This is a genomic window from Haladaptatus salinisoli (genome assembly GCF_020614375.1).
GTDB classification, from domain to species: Archaea; Halobacteriota; Halobacteria; order Halobacteriales; family Haladaptataceae; genus Haladaptatus; species Haladaptatus salinisoli.
This window is the reverse complement of sequence record NZ_CP085327.1, coordinates 1,796,708-1,814,507: the sequence shown is the minus strand read 5'-3', so window position 1 is coordinate 1,814,507 and position 17,800 is coordinate 1,796,708. Positions and strand designations below refer to the sequence as shown.

Annotated in this window: 15 protein-coding genes; 8 read left to right on the top strand and 7 right to left on the bottom strand. The window is 64.1% G+C overall.

Annotation, left to right across the window (positions count from 1 at the left end; translation table 11 throughout):
* Positions 1 to 4: 4 nt before the first annotated feature.
* Positions 5 to 1,495 (bottom strand): AAA family ATPase, encoded by a 1,491-nt coding sequence (locus tag LIX00_RS09895; RefSeq protein WP_227353027.1) that lies wholly within the window; start codon positions 1,493 to 1,495, stop codon positions 5 to 7.
* A gap of 1,685 nt (positions 1,496 to 3,180) precedes the next feature.
* On the opposite strand from LIX00_RS09895, the gene LIX00_RS09890 reads away from it, so the two are divergent.
* From LIX00_RS09890 to LIX00_RS09865, 7 genes are all read left to right on the top strand, one after another.
* The gene (locus LIX00_RS09890) at positions 3,181 to 3,822 is read left to right on the top strand and encodes an Era-like GTP-binding protein (RefSeq protein ID WP_227353026.1); all 642 of its coding nucleotides are present in this window, start codon (positions 3,181 to 3,183) and stop codon (positions 3,820 to 3,822) included.
* Between the two features lie 5 nt (positions 3,823 to 3,827).
* Positions 3,828 to 4,214: a DUF2073 domain-containing protein gene (locus LIX00_RS09885; RefSeq protein WP_227353025.1), complete on the top strand. Its 387-nt coding sequence runs from the start codon at positions 3,828 to 3,830 to the stop codon at positions 4,212 to 4,214.
* Complete coding sequence (locus LIX00_RS09880; RefSeq protein ID WP_227353024.1) at positions 4,214 to 4,942, top strand: OapC/ArvC family zinc-ribbon domain-containing protein; 729 nt, start codon at positions 4,214 to 4,216, stop codon at positions 4,940 to 4,942. The genes LIX00_RS09885 and LIX00_RS09880 overlap by 1 nt, the downstream gene beginning before the upstream one ends.
* 289 nt (positions 4,943 to 5,231) lie before the next feature.
* Positions 5,232 to 5,585, top strand: coding sequence for a hypothetical protein (locus LIX00_RS09875; protein WP_227353023.1), 354 nt, complete (start codon positions 5,232 to 5,234; stop codon positions 5,583 to 5,585).
* 137 nt (positions 5,586 to 5,722) lie between these two features.
* A complete protein-coding gene (locus LIX00_RS09870; RefSeq protein WP_227353022.1) occupies positions 5,723 to 7,201 on the top strand; it encodes an MATE family efflux transporter in 1,479 nt (492 codons plus the stop codon).
* Positions 7,202 to 7,328: 127 nt separating this feature from the next.
* Positions 7,329 to 7,421: a hypothetical protein gene (locus tag LIX00_RS26290; RefSeq protein WP_438267043.1), complete on the top strand. Its 93-nt coding sequence runs from the start codon at positions 7,329 to 7,331 to the stop codon at positions 7,419 to 7,421.
* Positions 7,421 to 8,191 carry a DUF7089 family protein gene (locus LIX00_RS09865; protein WP_227353021.1) on the top strand — a complete coding sequence of 257 codons (771 nt, stop codon included), beginning with the start codon at positions 7,421 to 7,423 and terminating at the stop codon, positions 8,189 to 8,191. Before LIX00_RS26290 ends, LIX00_RS09865 begins: the two co-directional genes overlap by 1 nt.
* Here LIX00_RS09865 and LIX00_RS09860 read toward each other — a convergent pair whose 3' ends face one another.
* The 3 genes from LIX00_RS09860 to hemB form a co-directional block, all read right to left on the bottom strand.
* Positions 8,192 to 9,184: a DUF7972 family membrane protein gene (locus LIX00_RS09860; protein WP_227353020.1), complete on the bottom strand. Its 993-nt coding sequence runs from the start codon at positions 9,182 to 9,184 to the stop codon at positions 8,192 to 8,194. It abuts the gene before it with no gap.
* Positions 9,185 to 9,235: 51 nt separating this feature from the next.
* Positions 9,236 to 10,942 (bottom strand): ammonium transporter, encoded by a 1,707-nt coding sequence (locus tag LIX00_RS09855; RefSeq protein ID WP_438267042.1) that lies wholly within the window; start codon positions 10,940 to 10,942, stop codon positions 9,236 to 9,238.
* A gap of 409 nt (positions 10,943 to 11,351) precedes the next feature.
* Positions 11,352 to 12,338, bottom strand: coding sequence for a porphobilinogen synthase (gene hemB / locus LIX00_RS09850; protein ID WP_227353019.1), 987 nt, complete (start codon positions 12,336 to 12,338; stop codon positions 11,352 to 11,354).
* An 88-nt stretch (positions 12,339 to 12,426) separates the two neighbouring features.
* On the opposite strand from hemB, the gene LIX00_RS09845 reads away from it, so the two are divergent.
* Entirely contained in the window at positions 12,427 to 13,146 is a 720-nt protein-coding gene (locus tag LIX00_RS09845; protein WP_438267041.1) for a DedA family protein, read from the top strand.
* 309 nt (positions 13,147 to 13,455) lie between these two features.
* On the opposite strand, the gene LIX00_RS09840 is transcribed toward LIX00_RS09845, so the two are convergent.
* From LIX00_RS09840 to LIX00_RS09830, 3 genes are read right to left on the bottom strand one after another with little or no spacing between them, the layout of a single operon-like run.
* Positions 13,456 to 16,137, bottom strand: coding sequence for a TRAP transporter permease (locus tag LIX00_RS09840; protein ID WP_227353018.1), 2,682 nt, complete (start codon positions 16,135 to 16,137; stop codon positions 13,456 to 13,458).
* Positions 16,134 to 16,652, bottom strand: a complete 519-nt coding sequence (locus LIX00_RS09835; protein ID WP_227353017.1) for a DUF1850 domain-containing protein — start codon at positions 16,650 to 16,652, stop codon at positions 16,134 to 16,136. The genes LIX00_RS09840 and LIX00_RS09835 overlap by 4 nt, the downstream gene beginning before the upstream one ends.
* The gene (locus tag LIX00_RS09830; protein WP_227353016.1) at positions 16,633 to 17,673 is read right to left on the bottom strand and encodes a TAXI family TRAP transporter solute-binding subunit; all 1,041 of its coding nucleotides are present in this window, start codon (positions 17,671 to 17,673) and stop codon (positions 16,633 to 16,635) included. The genes LIX00_RS09835 and LIX00_RS09830 overlap by 20 nt, the downstream gene beginning before the upstream one ends.
* Positions 17,674 to 17,800: the final 127 nt, after the last annotated feature.

Below are 17,800 nucleotides of genomic sequence, written 5' to 3'. Positions count from 1 at the left end.
GCGTTCAGTTGTCGAATCGCGCCTGCTGCATGAACGGCTGCGTATCGTCGATGTCGCCCAGTCGTGAGTCCGAGCGGAGGACGGCTTCGGTTTCGTCGATGGGAACCGAGAGGCTGATCTCCTTCGTGCGGCCGTAGCGACCCTTCGAGACGACGACGGCGTTGACGATGCCGAGCATGTCGAGTTCGCTGATGAGGTCGGTGACGCGACGCTGCGTGAGGATGTCGGCGTCGATTTCGTCGCAGAGGTGTTTGTAGACGTTGTACACCTCTCCCGTGTTGATGTTGCGAACGCCGTTCTTTTCGAGCGAGATGGTGGAAAAGAGGACGAGCTTCGACTGCGTCGGAAGCGTTCGGACGACTTCGACCACGCGGTCGAGTTCTATCTTGTCCTGCGCTTTCCGGACGTGGACTTCCTCGATGCGCTCTTCCTGGTCGCGCTCGGCGAGTTCGCCCGCGGTGCGGAGGAGGTCGAGCGCGCGCCGCGCGTCACCGTGTTCCTGCGCGGCGAACGCGGCGCACAGCGGAATCACGTCGTCGGACAGGGCGTCCGGTTTGAACGCAACGTCGGCGCGGTGTTGGAGGATGTCCCGAAGTTGGTTCGCGTCGTACGGCGGGAAGACGATCTCCTCTTCGCCGAGGCTCGATTTGACGCGGGGGTCGAGGAAGTCGGTGAACTTCAGGTCGTTGCTGATACCCATGATGGACACCCGCGAGTTCTCCAGTTCCGAGTTCATTCGCGAGAGGTTGTACAGCGTGTCGTCGCCCGACTTCTCGACCAGTTTGTCGATCTCGTCCAGCATGATGACGACGACTCGCTCCCGGTAATCGACGGCCTCGAAGAAGGTGTTGTACACGCGGTCGGTCGGCCACCCGGTCATCGGAACCGCCTCCATCTCCTCGGCGTCGGCTTCGAGTTCTCCGATTCGCTCGTCTATCTCCTCGACGGAGGAAAACTCGGTGTTCGCTATCTGCGCGGGTTCCGCAGCGGTGCTGTCTCGGATGTCCTCCAACTCCTCGACGCGTTCTTCGATGGCGACGTGGTTGTTCTCGATGAACTTATTGGCGAGTTGGGCGAGCACGCGATACTGCGTGTCGGTCACCTCGCAGTTGATGTACTCCACCTCGCAGGGGACCTCGTACTTCAAAGACGTTCGTTCGAGTTCCTGACTGACGAACTTCGCGCTCGCCGTTTTACCGGTTCCCGTCTTCCCGTAGATGAGGATATTCGAAGGGGTCTCGCCCCGAAGCGCGGCGACGAGGATGGTCGCCATCCGGTTGATCTGCTCTTTTCGGTGTGGAAGCTCGTGTGGCGTGTACGAGGGTCGGAGAACTTCCTTGTTCTCGAAGATAGGCTCACCGCTGAGCAGATCGTCGAACAACCCTTGATTGCCCTCGTCCGCGTCGTCCAACACGACGTCGTCCAGATCGACGCCCTCGAAACCGCTCGTCGCGTCGCCCGGTTCGTCCGGTGGATCGGTGTTTTCGTTTGGCATTCGTCGGCTACTACCCCTTCGTTTCCACTGGAGTTATCGCGCTGTGCGGAGAGAGACGGGATACCGTCGGGAAGAACGTCCCGAATCGTTCCCGGGAGAATGACAGCGCGTCCAGTTGATGCAGATGAACAAAAGGTGGAGCACAGTATTAAAATCTTTCTCATTCGGGAAATGAAGGACGAAATACGGTTCCCGCCCTCGGTTTCACGTCGAATGAACTTTCGACGCGATTCACGGCAGCCCCCGACTCGATTCGCCGAAATCGAGTCGTCGTGTCCGATCGGCTTCGTCGCCGTTCCGTCGCTCGAATAGGTGGAAATAGCGCAGCGCCGTCCTCGGTTCACCCGCGCGAACTCTCTGCCGGCGTTCCTCTCACTTTGTCGGCATTCCTCTCGCTTTGTCAGCGCTCCCCTCGCTTCGTCGTCGTTCCTCGCGCGGCCAGTCGACTTTCGTCACTGCACCTTTCGTCATCGACTCCGAATTTCGCGGTGATGTCCGCCACCGCGATGAGTTCTCGTTTCCGAGTTTCGTTTCACGTACTGCCGACGACTCCGCCCGTTTCCGGTCGACGACCCCTCCCATTTCCGTTGGAGCCCACGGTCGAGGTAACCGTCGGAACCCCCACCGTTTCAGGTGGAATACGCGGATGTTTCCGGTCGTCAACGGATAGACGCAGGACACGGAGAACGGCGATAAGCGTTAGCCCGGATTGAAACGGGCGTGAGGTTCGAGGGGGACGGTCCGTGGTAGCGCTTGACTCGATCGCCCCCCACCCCTTCGTTTCGGGTAGAATGGAATAACGGTGGGTGGGGGTGGAGAGGGCGTCTAGTACGGAAACCTTTATCACTACATCAAACAAACCATACCCGCAAACTAGAGCGCTGGCTTTTCTAGAAGGAAGTGTTGTCTGGAAGTTACCCCGTTCTGACACGCCGATCCCGCTCCCTTCCGACTCCACTCGAAACAAAGGGGTGGGGGTCCCACCGAACGACCGACTGTCTCGCATCGTTTTCCTTCGCTCGTTTTCTCTCTCTCCCCCTCGCTCTCCGTTCCTTATTTTCTTCCCTTCATTCTCCGAGCTGACCACGTCCGTTTCATCGACCTCACATCGAATCAGGCATCGGATTCACCGTCGACCGTCATTGACTCGTCATTGACCCGTCATCGACCCGTCATCGATCTAACAGCGAATTCTCTCCAACTGATCACCGGGGTGCCACCAACCCATCGGTGATTTGCCGCTAACCCGTCATAGAACCATCCTCAACCGCCAGAACCGTCCTCAACCGCCATTGACTATCGCTGAATCGTCAACCGCCATCGAACTCACCACCTATTCGTCGAGTTCTCCGCCAAATCGACGCTCTTCGCCCGTTCTTCGCCTTCCGCGACCCCTCCGTTTCGGGTGGAACGGCCACGTACGGTGTTCGGTTTCTCTCGTCCGAATGGCGTTCGGATCCCCTCCTGTGTTTACTCTCCGGGCTTCGTTTCCCGTTCACCTTTCTACGCGCTCTTCAGTTCGTTTCTTCCGGACTCGTCGCGAGATTTGTGTCAAGAGTTGTCTGACGTAGATTTAAGTGAATGGCGTAAAGTTCTACGTGCAACAGCCCCGCGCCCGGCATAATCGCCCGTCAGTAGATCTCTCCGGTGTGATTACCCGACAACGGGGTCTGGGAGGAAAAAGGATGGGATTGTTTACAGGTCTCAAAAGCAGTATTACACGTGTGACCGACAAGCTCTTCGCGTCAGAGGAGCCGAAACGGATCGGTATCTACGGACCGCCGAACGCAGGAAAGACGACGCTCGCCAACCGCATCGCCCGGGATTGGACCGGCGATGCCGTCGGCCCCGAGAGCCACGTTCCACACGAAACGCGACGCGCGCGAAGAAAAGAAAACGTAGAAATCGAGCGAAACGGCAGAACCGTCACCATCGACATCGTCGACACGCCGGGTGTCACGACGAAGGTGGACTACGAGGAGTTCCTCGAACACGACATGGAAAAGGAAGACGCGGTGCGTCGCTCCCGCGAAGCGACCGAAGGCGTCGCGGAAGCGATGCACTGGCTCCGGGAGGACGTGGACGGCGTCATCTACGTGCTCGACAGTTCGACCGACCCGTTCACGCAGGTGAACACGATGCTCATCGGCATCATCGAGAGCCAAGATCTGCCGGTGCTCATCCTCGCCAACAAGACGGACCTCGAAGATTCGAGCGTACAGCGCATCCGCAACGCGTATCCGCAACACGAGACGATTCCGCTCTCGGCGCTGGAGGGCGACAACATGGACGAAGTGTACACGAAGATCGCGGAGTACTTCGGGTGATTCCAATGCCGGAAATAAAAAATTCAGACGACGGGGTTCAGATCGACCTCATCGGCGGCGAACGGATGGCCGGGAAGACCAGCATGGAGAAGATCCGGATGATACTGGACGGCGTCCGCGAGGGAAACATCGTCATCCTGGAGGAGGGTCTCTCCCCTGACGAGGAGAGCAAACTCATCGAGGTGACGATGACCGAAATCAGTCCCGACGAGTTCAGCGGCATCGAGATCGAGACGTACCCGCGCTCGAAAACCTCCGACAACGGACTTCTCGGCCGTCTGATGGGCCGGGAATCGACCGGTTCGAAACTCACTGTCATCGGTCCCGCGAACCAGATCGAGACGCTCCACAAGGACGAGAATCTCATTAGCGCCCTCATCTCTCGGAAATAATGCCGCACAAGTGCACGAACTGCGGGCGCACGTTCGCCGACGGGTCGAAGGAGATGCTTTCCGGTTGTCCCGACTGCGGGGGTAACAAGTTTCAGTTCCGCCCCGCCGGGACGTCTCCAGACGAAACGAAGGCCTCCGAATCGCCCGAATCGGCCGCGTCGAGCGCCGACGCCGCATCGAGCTCCGGTGCGGTCGGACGCGCTGCGTCGACCGTAAAAGGGTGGGTCGGGTCGGGGGAGGATCCGGAGACCGAACGGGCCGACCGAACGCCGGCCGAATCGGCGCGGTCGAGCACTCCCGGGGGTTCCGCCGCGACGGAGACTGCACGCGAACGGTCGCCAGAATCGGACGTGTCCGAACCGGATGTGCCCGAATCCGAGGCGGACGAACCCGGTCCTGAAACGGGAGAAGACGCCGGGGCGGGAGAAGACCGTGCGCAGGCGAGTGCGCGTTCGGAGGTCGTCGCTGACGACGAACTCCCCGAGCGACCCGAGACGGCCGACGCGGACACGGTCGTCGAACCGCAAGGGGAGAACCAGCCGAGCCTCGAGGAACTTCGAGAGGAACTCAACAGCCAGTTCGAGAGCATCAAGGTCGTCGAACCCGGCCAGTACGAACTCAACCTGATGGAACTGTACGAGCGCGACGAGTACATCATCGCGCTCAAGGAGAACGGACGGTACGTGATTCAGGTGTCCGACTCGTGGTCCGGTTCGGACGATAGTTAACCGCCGTTCCGCTTTCCGTCACGTCTCGACTCGTTTTCAGTCGCACCCCGACTCTGCGTTCCGTCGCGCCTCGACCGACGACGAAACCCTTCCCCCGAAGAGCTCTCGCTCGGAGATTCGACCCCCTCTCGAACGCTCGAAAAGCCCGTCGATAGCAGGGACGTGACCTTTACCCGATGAAGATACACATCATCGCATGGAGCCGACCGAGCAACTCGCACGAAACTTGCTCGCGGAGTCGAAAGCCTACGGATACACGCTCACTATCTGAGGCGGCGGTGCGATACTGATGAACCAGTACGGGTCGCCGAACGTCCTCGATATCTTCCTCTACGCCATCGGCGCGCTACTCGCCTTCGGGGCGCTGGCGAGTGTCGCCTTCGACAGTCTACTCGACGACCTCGACACCGGGTACGACGGAAATCTCATCGTCGTATCTATGGTTCACGTCGCCGCGACGTTCGGTAATCTCCTGCTGAGCTACGCCATCCTCGTGGCGCTCAACCCCGGCTTCCCGTCGAACTGGGCGTTCCTCGTCGTCGGTTTCGAGGGGACGCTCACGTACAACCTGATGTTGCTCCTGGAGGACGGGTTCGCACGGCTCATCACGGCGGCGTTCGACGGGGCGAGCACCGGAACGTGATCGCGTTCGACGAGGCGCCGGAGTGAGGTTCCACCCGAAACGGTACCCTTTCCGGAGCGCCCGTCCCCGCTCCGTTGCACCGGAACCGGTGTCCGCATTGCCAAGAGCCTTCAGTACAGACCGTGAACCACGAACGAATGTTGGGTGACGCAAGACGACGAGTCCAGCGGGTGCTCTTTCTCTTTCCCGCCGCCCTCGCCGGTCTTGGACTGCTCGACCGGAAGAAAGGGGAGGAGGCGTTCGACCTCGCCATCCCGGTGATGGTCACCGGCGGGATGCGAACCCTGCTTCGCGTCGCGGACTTCTTCATGGTCAGCATCGCCCTCGACGAGAACGCGGTCGCCGCGCTGGAGTTCGGTTTCCAGTACTTCTTCATCCCGTTCGGCCTCTCTCTTGCGCTCACGAGCGGAACCATCAGCGTCGTCTCGCGGTTCAAAGGCGCCGGGGAGCACGCGAAAGCGGACTTCGCCATCAAGCAGTCGCTGTGGCTCGCGTTGCTCGTCTCGGTGCCGACGACGGTCGTCACGTGGGTTTACGCGGAACCGATGATCGCGGTGCTCACCGACGACCCTCGCGTCGTCGAACAGGGGGCCGTCTACCTCAAGATAATCATGCTCTCCGTCTCCTTCCGCTTCTGGAGCATGATCGCCGCCCGCGCGCTGGCCGGAAGCGGCGACACCCGGACGCCGATGTACATCCGCCTGCTCACGCTCCCGACCAACATCGCGCTGAACGCGGTGCTCATCTTCGGCCTCGGTCCGTTCGAACCGATGGGCGTCGCGGGCGCGGCGTGGGGAACCGCTGTCGCCAACACGCTCGCGGCGGTGCTCTTCACGGGGGTCTTGCTCTCGGGTCGCTTCTCGGTTCGACTCCGCCTCGGCGGAAGACAGTGGGACACCGCCATCGCCCGCGAAATCGTTCGCGTCGGACTTCCGCTCGCCGGAACCCGCCTCTCGCGGACGCTCGGGCGATTCCCCTTCCTCTTCGTGCTCGGCACGCTCGGAACGGGGGTCGTCGCGTCCTACGCCATCGGTCGGCGGGTGATGCTCCTCGCGCTGATGCCCGCGTGGGGGTACTCGACCGCCTCCAGCACGCTGGTCGGCCAGAGCATCGGCGCGGGGAACGACGACGAGGCGAACGAGTACGGCTGGCAGACCCTCAGAATCGCGCTGGCGACCCAACTGCTCCTCGCCGTCGTCCTCATCGCGGCGGCCCGTCCCATCGCCCGCGGGTTCGGCACCGCGAACCTCGATTTGACCGTCGAGTTCGTCCGCGTGTTCGGACTCGGCGTCGCGGCGTTCAGCGTCTCGCGCACCATGCGCGGGAGCCTTCGGGGAGCGGGCGACACGAAGTGGCCGCTGTACGGGACGTTCGCGGGAACCTTCCTCTACAAGCTTCCGGTCGCGTTCCTCGCGGTTCCGCCGGGCGTCGTCCTCTTCTCGCTCGGAAACTGGTCGTTCTCGCCGGGCGTCGGCCTCGGCCTGCTCGGCGTTTACGCCGCCATCCTCGGCGATATGTACCTCCGGGCCGGCGTCAACACCTTCCGGTTCTGGACGGGCGAGTGGAAGCGGATCGCCCGCGAATCCGAGGCGGGTGCGGGGGCGCGCGCCGACTGACGCTTCGGGCGGTCGCTGACGCCCCGCCTGCGTCTCGGCGAACCCCGAAGAGCGGATTTCGAGTGGAAACGAAGGGGTTCCGCCCGGAGTAGGCAGATTTTAAGCGTTCGAGTGGAAACGATGGGGTATGAGCACGCCCACGAAGATCGTCATCGGCACCGTCGGACTAACTGCACTGGCCGCGATCGTCGTCGTCTTCAACTTCTGGTTCGCGGCCTGATGTTCGGCGAACGGACGCTCCCCGAGGACGTGGCGGCGGTTCGTGACGAGCACGCGCCGGGCGCGCTCGTCCTCGACTGCGAGCGGGATTTCGAGACGCTCCCGGTTCCGGCGCGGGACGACCTCGCGCTGCTGACGGACGAGATTCGTCCGTTTTCCGCGCCCGAAGAGTGGCTTCCGGACGACGCCCCCGAACTCCTGCGGCGGTTCGCCGGAACCGACCTCGTGGTCGGCATGCCGGGCGACGGGAGCGTCGCATGGACGCGCCAGACCGACCCGCCCGTCCTCTTCGTGAAAGCGCGGGTTCAGGGGTCGCCGGAGGCGTTCGTCGACTTCCTGCTCGCGGAGGCGCTGGTCGAAGTCGGTCTCGGCTTACCCGAACAGTTCCTCGAATTCTTCGAGGGGCGATATCCGGAGTTCGCCGACGCCGTCCCGTTAGATTCGGGGAGCACGTATCAACTCGCCGCCGCGCTGTGCGACGCCTACAAAGGGCTGCACACCCGCGAGGTGTTCGCCGACTGGCGCGACGCTCACCCCCGTCTGTTCGAGGCGTGGAGGGACGCGGGCGAGCGAATCGAGCCGCGACTGGCGAACGTCACCCGCGAAGTCGCCTCCGGACGGACGGACTTTTCGGACGCCGCCGAGTTCGCCTGTAGCGCCATCAAGCACGGCGTCGAACCGCCCGCTCCTTTCGCCGCGCTCGACACGCAGGCGTACCGCGACCACGGCGTCGACTACGCCGTCAAGTGGGCGGAGAAGACGCTGGGATAGTCACCCCTCCTGCTCCATCGTCGTGAACGGAATCGTCGCCGTCGTTCGCTGGGTGACGGTCGCGGTTCTGAGGATGAACGCGAACAACACGGCCAATGGGAGGAATCCGACGCCGACGACGACGGGAAGCAGGAGTCGTTCGAGCGCCGGTTGGAGCGCGCCGCCCGCCGTCTTCGTGAAGGTGAGGAGGGCCGCGACGGAAATCGCTTCGGCGGGGATGCCGGCGTAAAAGAGGACCCGCGACAGCGACGAGAGTTCGCTCTGGAGGTAGACGCTCTTGAAGTACTGTCTGGCGATGTCGATGCGCTGTAGGTGGTCGACGAGTCGTCCGAGCGCGTCGTAGACGTGCGGGGGAAGGTCGTCCTCGTACGCCGAACGGATTCGGCGCACCCGGTTTATCTCGTTCGCGTAGTTGGTCGTGAGCGTGACCGAGAGCACTTCGAAGGTCGTCATCTCAGGGTCGTCGAGCGTTTTGTCCACTTCGTCGAGATGCTCGGTGAGCGGCGTCACGAGCGATTCCACTTCGTCCCTCGCCTCGCTCTCGCGTTCGATGACGAGTCCTCCGATGCGCTGTGCCTCCTGTCTGGTGTTCTGAAAGAGCAGTTTCAGGAATCCCAGGGGCTGAACCGGCGCGACTTCGCCGGCGCTCTCCTCGACCTTCGTTCGGTACTCGACGATGCTGTCGATTTGCGACCGAAGCTCCCCGGGCGACTTTAGCTCGCGGGACAACAACAGCTGGTTGATTGAGACGACGACCGTGATGAGCGTCAGATTTCCGGATATGAGGCTGCTAAAGATGTAAAACAACGGTTGGCGGTTTTCGAGTGGAACCGCTCCACCGACCTCGAGGAGCGCGACGACGACGACGAAGAACGCCACCCCCAGCGCCGCGACCGTCAGCCGATTTCCGTCGAGGAGGAACCACCGCTTCGCGCTCTCGACGGTTCCGCCCCGTTCCTCATCGCCGACGGTGAGGCCGTTCGATTCTCCCACAACGGTGTTCGTTTACCGCAGAGAACTGAAAATCCGTCGGCGACTCCCTCCTCAGACCGCCTCCGTGCCCCGTTTCCCGGTTCGAACCTGACAGGCGTCCTCGATGGGGACGACGAATATCTTCCCGTCGCCGGGTTCGCCCGTGTTCGCGGCGTCGCGGATGGCGTCGATGACGTCTTCCGCGGGAACGTCCGCGACCACGCACTCCACCTTCACCTTCTGGTGCAGGTCGACGACGTACTCCTCGCCGCGCCACTGGCCGAGTTTGGCGGGCTGACTTCCGCGTCCGCTGACGTTCGTCACCGTGAGGCTCGGCGCGCCGACGTCCGCCAGCGCCCGCTTCACCTTCGTGAGACGGTCGGGACGGACGATGGCGGTGACGAGCTTTATTCCGCCGTCGTTCGGACGTTGGCCGCCGTCGGCGCGCAGTTGTTCGGTCGCCACCTCGCCCGGGCCGTCGATGTTGAACTCGGGATAGGTCTCGACGCCGTGTTCGGCGGTGTCCAGTCCTTCGCGCTCGTGCTCCGGCGTGACGCGGGCCTGTCCGAGCGCGCGCGCGACGCCGAACACGGCGCCGGTCGCGGCGACGGTCCAGAGGGCGATGAGGGCAACGCCGACGGCCTGCACGGCGAGTTCCGAGAGCACCGCACCGAGGCCGAAACTCTCCCACGTTCCGACGGCGCCGAACGGATAAGCCAACGTTCCGAGGATTCCGGCGGAGCCGTGAACCGGGAACACAGCACACACGTCGTCGATGCGGAGGCGTTTCTCGACGAACTCGAAGACGTAGGGGAGTTGTGCCCCCGCCAGCAGGCCGACCGCGAGCGCACCGGGCCAGACGATATCGTCGGCGATGCCCGTAATACCGACCAGTCCGGCGAGCAGGCCGTTCGCGACGTAGAGGGTGTCCACCTTACCGGTGCGGCGCAGCGACACCGCGCTCGCGCCGAGCGCACCCGCGGCCATTCCGAGCGTTGTGACGAGCGCGACCCGACCGACCGTCGCGAACGCGGCCAGCGAGAGCGACCTTCCCTCGGCGGCGAACACCGTGGCCGCGGTGCCGACGTTGAAGCCGTACCAGCCGAACGCCAGGATGAGCGTGCCGAGCGCGGCGAAGGTAAGCGAGTGGCCGGGGATGACGTTCGCGGTGCCGTCGTCGTCGAACCGACCGAGACGCGGTCCGACGATCCACGCCGCGGTCAGTCCGGCGATGCCGCCCATCCCGTGAACGACCATGCCGCCCGCGAAGTCGTGGAAGCCGAGGGTGGCGAGGACCCCGCCCGCCCACGTGAATCCGACGACGACCGGGTAGATGACCGCCGCCAACAGGACGGTGTAGGTCACGTACGTGCGGAGTTTGCACCGCCCGGCGACGGCCCCGCTGACGATGGTCGCCGCGGTCATGGCGAACACCGCGCCGAACAACCAGTCGACCCACGCGTTGACGCCGCCGGGTTCGAGGACGGCCCCGAACTCGCCGCCGAGCGTCCACGCGCCGCTCGCCCCGGTCAGGTGGCCGACGACGTTCGAGAGCGCCGCGCCCGCGAGGAAGAAGGCGAGGACGCCGACGCTCCACGTGAGCAGGTTCTTCGTCAACTGGTTGGCGACGTTCTTCGAACGCACCTGTCCGGCCTCTAGCATGGCGAACCCGGCGTGCATGAAGAAGATGAGGAAGGTGACGACCAGCATCCACAGGAGATTGACCCCTTCCGCGATGACGGCGAGGTCGCTCCCCTGAGCGAGAACGGTGCTGTTCACGGGCTCTCCTCCCTTTTCCGCACGATGACGATATCGTCTGGACAACTGTCTATGAATATCGAATACTCTTCGACGTTTGAGCGCTTCATTACGTCATAACGAAACAGCATTCCCATTGATAAGGTTAACCGTTGAAAAACGAAGATTTCCACCGGCTTCGGTGGACGGACGACCGGATTATAATCGTATACTCTCTATTTAAGGTTGTAAAGCGCCCAAAAAGTGGCCGTCCGTCGTTTCGATTCTGGACGAACGTCGACCGCCGGCGAGGCGTTCTCCCCGTCCGCTTCCGTATAGGGTGCGCACGAAAACGAGCGGGCGGCGGGAGTCGCGCTCCGAATTTATCGGACGATAAAACACGTCTCCGACCCGGTCATTTCAACTGGAGAACCGATAGCGGGCTCCTTGTTCACCGGCCGAGCGCGTCGGCGATGTCCTCCGCGAAGTACGTCACGATGATGTCCGCTCCGGCGCGCTTTATCGACACCAACGACTCCAGCGCCGTTTCCCGCAGGTCGAGCCATCCCCTGTCGGCGGCGGCGTGGAGCATCGCGTACTCCCCGGAGACGTTGTACGCGGCGACGGGTCGGTCGAACTCCGCTCGAATCGCGCCGATCACGTCGAGGTACGGGAGAGCGGGCTTGACCAGCAGCACGTCCGCCCCCTGTTCGACGTCGAGGGAGACCTCGCGCATCGCTTCGCGCGCGTTGGCGGGGTCCATCTGGTAGTGTCGCCGGTCGCCGAAGGCGGGCGCGCCGTCCGCGGCGTCGCGGAAGGGGCCGTAGAACGCCGACTCGTACTTCGCGGCGTAGCTCATGATGGGCACGTCCGCGCGGCCCGCGTCGTCCAGCGCGTCGCGAATCGCGCCGACCATCCCGTCCATCATCCCGCTCGGCGCGACCATCTCGGCTCCGGCCTCCGCGTGCGAGACGGCTATCTTCCCGAGGAGGTCGAGCGTCTCGTCGTTCTTCACGGTGAGTCGCGGGTCGGCCGCGGCATCGTCCTCCAACACGCCGCAGTGGCCGTGCTCGGTGTACTCGCAGAGGCACACGTCGGTGATGACCGTGGCGTCGGTCTCCCGCGTGATTCGGCGCGTCGCTTCCTGCACGACGCCGTCCGCGGCCCACGCCCGACTGCCGCGGTCGTCTTTCGACTCCGGGATGCCGAACAGCATCACGGCCTCGACGCCGGTCTCCAGCACTTCCTCGACGCGGGACACGCTCTCCTCGACGGGGACGCGCTCGTGGCCCGGCATCGACTCGATCGCGACTCGCTCGTCGGTCGTCGCGTCGACGAACACGGGCGTGACGAGGTCGCTCGCGTCGAGCGTCGTCTCGCTGACGAGTTCTCGGAGGCCGTCCCGACGCAGACGACGTGGGCGCTCGATAGGGTTCATACCGGTATTACCCGCGGAACGCCCAAAACCGCGTCGTTCCATCCCGGGTCACAACGCATTTACTGTACGGCGGCAATACTCGTATCAGATGAACATCGCCTCGCTCGTCGCGGTCGAGACGACCCCTCTCGTCGCCCTGTTCGCCTGTTCGGTTTTCGGCCTCGCGCTCCTCTCGTTCGCCCCCGATACGCGGTCGCTTCGGACGTTCGTCGCCGATTACGGCGTGCTGTTGCTCGTCGGCGCGGTCTTCATCGCCGCCGTCATCGGCATCCTCCTCTTCGTGTTCGGCGATGAGGAACTCGCCAAGCAGTGGCTCAACCAGTACGGTCTCGTGGCGCTCTTTCTCATCCTCATTCTAGAGGGTGCGATGCTGTTGTACTTCGCGCCGAGCGAGAGTCTCGTGCCGTTCACCGTGACCGCCCTCGCGTCACCGAACGACATTCGGAGTATCGCCATCATCATCTTCGTCGCCGTCGTCGGCGCGACCATCGGCCAGTACGCGCTGTTTTCGCTGGCGAAACGCGGCGGTCGCGAGTACCTGCTGGAAAAACCGTGGTTCCGAATCTCCGAATCCTCGCTCGACCGATTCGACGGTTGGTTCCAGCGATGGGGCCGCGTCGTCGTTCCGGTGAGCAACGCCCTGCTGTTCACCCGTGGGATGCTCACCGTCCCCGCCGGATTCGCGGAGATGCGCGACTGGGAGTTCATCGTCCTCTCCGCGATCGGAACGTTGATTTTCCAGACGTGGCTCACCGTGTTCACGATTTACACCATCAAACTCGGTCTCCTCGATTCGCTCCCGTTCTAGGCGTCTTCGCTTCTCGCTGACACTCGCGCCCCGTGCGAAAAACCGCCGTCCGACGACAGTTTGTTTCGGAACTGTCGCCGTTTTACCATAGCGATAGACCTAACAGCGAGAGGAGCGTACTATCTAGTGCGCCCGCGTGCCGTTTGTCGCGTGCCATGCCATGAACGCTGCGCGGGCGCAACTCCTTTGAGCGAGACACGACAGATTTCAGCCAGCTACGCCGAACTGCCGGGAACGGCGTATCCTTCTCGAATTACCGTCGGCTAGCGGCGGCGCGTCGGCTCGTCGAAACGGACCCGCTCAGGTCCGTCAGGCGGCCTCGGTCGCGCCGCGCTCGTCCGCGGCCACCTTGTCGGCCCGTCGGCGATTCTTGAGCACCAGCGCGCCGAAGGCGACCGCGCCGATCGCCCGGAGCACGAGGTCGAACGAACCGGGATCGAAGGTCGGCAGGCCGAGCAGTCCGAGCAGACCGGTCGCGGTGTTGAACAGCAACAGGGGTGCCATGAGCAGGAGCGCGGCGAGCGCGAACGCCGCCCTGTCCGTCCGACCAACGTCGGTGTAGAGGTAGCCGATGACGGTCGCGCCGAGCGCGACGACGCCGACGAACACCCCCGTCACCGGAATCAGCACGTCGGGCACGAAGTAGCCGAGTTCGGTGACGTCGGCGAGGCCGATGACGCGAACCTCCTCTCCAGTTCCCGTGCCGCGCAGGAGGAGGATGCCGGGCGTCAGCACGAACGCGAAGGGAACGATGGCCTTGTTCAGCGACAGCGAGAACGCCTCCACCCCCGTCCGGAACTGATCGGATTTGGCGATGCCGGAGGCGGCGTACGCCGCCACCGCGACCGGCGGCGTGATGTCGGCGATGACGCCGAAGTAGAGGATGAACAGGTGCGCCGACAGGATGGGAATGCCGAACCCGGAGATGGCGGGGCCGAGCATCGAGACGAGGATGATGTAGGTCACCGTCGTCGGCATCCCCATCCCGAGGATGATGGAGGAGACCGCCGTGAGCACCAGCAGGGCGACGATGGAACCGCCGCTCACCGTCTCGATGAGCGCGGTGAGGTTCGGCCCGAGTCCGCTGACGCTGATGACGCCGGGGATGATGCCCGCCGCCGCCACCGCGATGACCACCGTCGTCGCGGTTCGCGCCCCCGAGTCCATCGATTCGAGGACGAATCCGCCGTACTGGAACGCCCGGTTGTCCGCGAGTCGCGGTCGCCGAAGCACCTTCGCTCCTTTCGCCACCGCGCTATCGACCTGCCCGTCGAAATCGAGGAGCGGCGCGTCGGCGTGCGGACGGACGAGGAGCGTGACGAGGCTCACGGCGAGGATGATCCAGCCGAGTTGCCCCGCGACGACGGCGAGCGCGGCGGCGGTGGTCATCCCCGCACCACCGCCGCCGTCGGCGAGCAGCGAGACGATTCCGACGCCCGCCGTCGCGAACGCGGCGAACTGGAGCGCGCACACCCCGGCGATAGCTCCGAGGAGCGGAACCCGCGAACGCCGATTGTACGCCGCGACGAGCGCGATGAGCGCCCCGATGGCGACCAGCGTGTACCACGCCGCCCGCTCGATGGAGAGGCGCTCGACGATGAGGTAGTAGAGGAGCAGTATCAGCGGAACGAGGTAGAACCACCCTCGCAGGAGGTGCGGGCGGAACGAGACGATTTCCGCGTCCGCCAGCCCGCCGATGTTCTCCTTCGACGCTTCGAGGTGCACCATCACCCACACGCCGAAGAAGAAGACGACGGCCGGAATCGCCGCCGCGATTATCACGTCCCGGAAGGGCGTCAGCGTGTACTCCACAATGAGGAACGCCGCCGCACCCATGACGGGCGGGAGGATTTGCCCGCCCGACGAGGCGGAGGCTTCGACCGCCCCAGCGAACTCCGACCGGTAGCCGGAGCGTTTCATCAACGGAATCGTGAACGCCCCCGTCGTCACCGTGTTGGCGATGGACGAACCGCTGATGGTGCCCATGAACCCCGACGCGAGGATGGACGCCTTGGCGGGACCGCCCTTGCGCCGCCCGGTCGCGGCGTAGGCCAACTCGATGAACCACTGGCCCGCCCCGCTCATCTCCAGGAACGCGCCGAAGAGGATGAAGATGTAGATGAACCGAACGCTCACCGTGACCGGAATCCCGAACACGCCGTTCTCGGTGTTGTACCAGAGGTTCTGGACGATGGAACTCCAGTCGAGCGGCGGGATGGAGAGCACGCCGACGACGGGCGCGCCGATCGGGATCAGGTAGCCCCAGCGCGCGTAGACGATGAACGACGCGACGATGACCATCAGGTACACCCCCAGCGCGCGCCGGGTCGCGTCGAGCACGAGCAGGACGCCGAGCGCCCCGAGGACGAAGGCGTAGGACACCTCGTCGACCGGAACGCCGACGGTCGAAAGGGCGTCGAGCGCCGGCGAGAGGGCGGGGTACACCTCGGCGGTGGTGCGTCCGAATCCCAATCCCAGCGCCCGCATCTGGCGAATCTCGTCGAAGTCGACGAGCATGTACCAGGCCGAGAGCAGCGCGAACCCCATCATCACGAAATCGACGGGCGTTACCCGCGTCCTGTCCGGGTCGACCATCGCCCAGCGGACTCCCCGGCGCACCCCGGCGAGACCGCGGGTGACGGGGCTGTCTTCCCCGAGTCGTTCCCGGGAGTACGGAGCGATTCGACCGAACCGCCGCGCGATTGCTCCCCGTCCGGTCGTCGTCGGAAACAGCAGAAAGGTCAACAGCAGGGCGAACGTGACGTGGACGGCGTTCACCTGCAGCAGTTGGAGCGCGGCCAGTTGCACCTCGCCGACCACCGGAAGCGTCGCCGCGAAGATGAATCCCTGCGCGGCGAGCCACATCTGGAACGCGGAGAACGCGATAGCGATGGCGGAGGCGACGACGGCGGCGAGCCCCTGTAGTCTGCGCCTGCGCTCCAGTTCCTGGACGAGTTCCTCCTGCTGTTCCTCGGTGAGCGTGTCGCTCATGACGGACACCGTCGGACGACGAACAGTTCGACCGACTCGCCGCCCGACAGCGCGACGAGGTCGTAGCGCCGGTCGCCCACGCGCAGTTCGTGACCGGCGACCTCGCCGGGCGCGGCGGGCACGGTGGCGTAGCTACCCGCCGGGTCGAAGACGAACCACCCGTTCTCGCGGGTGACGTCCGCCCGCGCCGGGAGCCCCGCGCCGTACGACTGGAACCGCATCTCGACCATCTCCAACCGGCTCCCGTCGACCGCGTACACGTCCCGAACGGGCGTCTTTTCGACGCTGTGGGTGTACGCGAGCGTCACCCGAGTTCCGTTCTCGACGGGCGCGACGAGTATCGGTTCGCCGGTGTCAGCGTCCGCGACGACGAGCACCTTCTCGGTCGCTTGCGCGCTCGGCCGTCCGCGGTCGTCCGCCTGCCCGACCGCCGGAACCGCGATCGCCGACACCGCGAGCAAAACGACCGCGAGGATCACGCCGGCGGAGGCCCCGCTACGAGCTCTCGTTCCCACCGGTCTGGTTCCCTCCCGTCTGGTTCCCGCCGGTCTGGTTTCCACCGGTCTGGTTGCCACCACCCTGCGTCGTCGCCGGGCCGAAAATCTCCCTCGCCGCGGGGTGGAGCGGGATGGACATCCCGTCCAGCGCGTTCTCCCGGCTGATGAACTGCTTTTTCAAACTCAGCTGTCCGGTGTTGTTGAAGATGGACTGCGTCACCGCGCGAACCGACTGGTTCGATTGGTTCCGAGTCGTCGCTATCATCGCCCGAACCGCGACGGTCTGGACGGGTTCGTTCTGCCCGCTGTAGGTTCCCGGCGGAATCCTGTCGTCCGCGAACCACGACGCCTGGTCTTTGATGTTCTGGCGCGTCTGGCCGGAAATCTCCACGAAGGCGATGTTGTTCGTCGTCGCCAACTCCTCTATCGCGCCGACGGGCCAGCCGCCGACGACGAACGCCGCGTCGATGTCGCCGTTGCGAAGTTGGTCCGCCGCCTGCGAGAAGCTGGTGTTCTGCTCGGTGAAGTCGTTCTGTTGGATGCCGACCGCCTCCAGGATCTGGAGGGCGTTAACCTGCGTTCCGCTCCCGAGGTCGCCGGTGTTGATGGTCTTCCCTCGGAGATCCTGGAGCCGATTGATGTTGCTTCCCTGGAGCGTGACGATGTGTATCGTTTCCGGGTAGAGGGTCGCCACGCCGCGCAAACTCCTGATGGCGTTCCCTTGGAACTCCTCGATACCGCTCCCGTTGTACGCGAAGTACGCGACGTCGTTCTGGATGAGCGCGAAGTCGGCGTTCCCCTGCGCGAGGCCGCCGACGTTCTCCACGCTCGCGCCCGTGGACTGCACCTGCACCGTGTACTCGGTGTTGTTCTCGATGATCGTCTTGAACTGATTCGACAGCGGAAAGTACGTCCCGCCGGTTCCGCCGGCGAACCACGTCAATCGTCGTTGCTGGGCGAGCGCGTCTCCGGAGAGTCCGAGAAGTCCCGCCGCCCCCGCGGCTTTCACGAACGTGCGTCTGTTGAATTCCCCCACCATACATCAACTGACCTCTTTCCAAGAGTTCATATAGCCACCCGACGCTTCGTGGCGGAAATACGGCGATACTCGGCGGTAACGTCGGGTATCGCCGGGAAACGCTCGCTTGTCGGAAGGGGTTTCGAAT

Excerpts from the sequence above, each read along its gene's own strand:
- LIX00_RS26290 (WP_438267043.1), top strand. The coding sequence starts at position 7,329 with ATGAGCACGCCCACGAAGATCGTCATCGGCACCGTCGGACTAACTGCA.
- LIX00_RS09845 (WP_438267041.1), top strand. The coding sequence starts at position 12,427 with ATGAACATCGCCTCGCTCGTCGCGGTCGAGACGACCCCTCTCGTCGCC.
- LIX00_RS09840 (WP_227353018.1), bottom strand. The coding sequence starts at position 16,137 with ATGAGCGACACGCTCACCGAGGAACAGCAGGAGGAACTCGTCCAGGAA.
- hemB (WP_227353019.1), bottom strand. The coding sequence starts at position 12,338 with ATGAACCCTATCGAGCGCCCACGTCGTCTGCGTCGGGACGGCCTCCGA.
- LIX00_RS09895 (WP_227353027.1), bottom strand. The coding sequence starts at position 1,495 with ATGCCAAACGAAAACACCGATCCACCGGACGAACCGGGCGACGCGACG.
- LIX00_RS09830 (WP_227353016.1), bottom strand. The coding sequence starts at position 17,673 with ATGGTGGGGGAATTCAACAGACGCACGTTCGTGAAAGCCGCGGGGGCG.
- LIX00_RS09890 (WP_227353026.1), top strand. The coding sequence starts at position 3,181 with ATGGGATTGTTTACAGGTCTCAAAAGCAGTATTACACGTGTGACCGAC.
- LIX00_RS09865 (WP_227353021.1), top strand. The coding sequence starts at position 7,421 with ATGTTCGGCGAACGGACGCTCCCCGAGGACGTGGCGGCGGTTCGTGAC.
- LIX00_RS09875 (WP_227353023.1), top strand. The coding sequence starts at position 5,232 with ATGAACCAGTACGGGTCGCCGAACGTCCTCGATATCTTCCTCTACGCC.
- LIX00_RS09885 (WP_227353025.1), top strand. The coding sequence starts at position 3,828 with ATGCCGGAAATAAAAAATTCAGACGACGGGGTTCAGATCGACCTCATC.
- LIX00_RS09870 (WP_227353022.1), top strand. The coding sequence starts at position 5,723 with ATGTTGGGTGACGCAAGACGACGAGTCCAGCGGGTGCTCTTTCTCTTT.
- LIX00_RS09880 (WP_227353024.1), top strand. The coding sequence starts at position 4,214 with ATGCCGCACAAGTGCACGAACTGCGGGCGCACGTTCGCCGACGGGTCG.